Source organism: Pseudomonas sp. E45-MNA-CIBAN-0222, assembly GCF_040310405.1.
In the GTDB taxonomy this organism is placed as follows: domain Bacteria; phylum Pseudomonadota; class Gammaproteobacteria; order Pseudomonadales; family Pseudomonadaceae; genus Stutzerimonas; species Stutzerimonas stutzeri_AC.
The window spans coordinates 1-263 of the sequence record NZ_JBEOPU010000130.1 but is presented as its reverse complement, the minus strand read 5'-3'; the positions used below and the strand labels follow the sequence as shown (position 1 = coordinate 263).

Here is a 263-nt window from a genome sequence, read left to right as displayed (position 1 = left end):
CTACCTGACCATGCTCTTCTGTCACCGATTCATCTAGCTTGGCTGCCCATTCAGCCATATTACGCTCATATTCTTGATTTTGCTCAAGTATGCGTTGATGCTGCTCTTCACTCATGAGCATCGGACGACTGGCAGGATCGTTAGAGCGGGTAAAGACAGGTACGCGCTGAGAGTTTGACTGACTGGTGCTATCGCTAAAACTTTCTGATGATGGGGTGTTTGATGCACTGCTTGCACCGCTGTCAGCTTGCATAGCACTGGCC

At 49.8% G+C, this 263-nt stretch carries 1 protein-coding gene; it reads right to left on the bottom strand.

What is annotated here, in order from left to right; all coding sequences use genetic code 11:
- Positions 1-263, bottom strand: a 263-nt coding sequence (locus AAEZ08_RS23040) for a hypothetical protein (RefSeq protein ID WP_500125195.1), incomplete at both ends; no start/stop codon positions are given.